1 protein-coding gene is annotated in these 564 nt (G+C 59.0%); it reads left to right on the forward strand.

Annotated elements, in window-relative coordinates; all coding sequences use genetic code 11:
* Positions 1-176 precede the first annotated feature (176 nt).
* On the forward strand, positions 177-564 hold a 388-nt coding region (locus ACOQFS_RS20370), incomplete at its 3' end, for an RHS repeat domain-containing protein (RefSeq protein ID WP_421564637.1).

Below are 564 nucleotides of genomic sequence, written 5' to 3' on the forward strand. Positions count from 1 at the left end.
CCGCTGGCGCGGCTGGATGCTGAGGGAGAGAGAACAGAACAGAACAGGGCGGGCTGGGCACCACCCAAGATGTGCGGCAGTCACAAACATCAAAAACCATAGCTGCCAGCGCAAGCCAGACAAGCGATGGAGGCCAAAAACACCCAAACTATTCCCAGCAACCGGCCAACGACACATTGGAAGCGAGTTACTGGCAAGCGCTCAACCCCAAGGTCACAGCACAAAGCGCCGGCACAGACGGACCCAGCGCAAACGCCACGCTGTGCGAGGTGTACTACTTCCACACCGACCAAGTCGGCCTGCCTGAAGAACTCAGCAACGCCCAAGGCCAGATCATCTGGCAAGCCCAGTACAAGACCTGGGGCAGCACGGTCGAAGAGCGCTGGGAGGCGAGACGCCTGCACGGATCGAAAGTGCAGGGGCAGACGGAAGGGGATATCCCACAAGGAGCTCGACAAGAACAGAACCTGCGCTTCCAAGGGCAATACCTCGACCGGGAGACGGGGCTGCACTACAACACGTTCCGGTACTACGATGCTGATATTGGGAGATTTATCAGCCCGG

Source organism: Paracidovorax sp. MALMAid1276 (genome assembly GCF_049198005.1).
GTDB lineage: Bacteria > Pseudomonadota > Gammaproteobacteria > Burkholderiales > Burkholderiaceae_C > Acidovorax.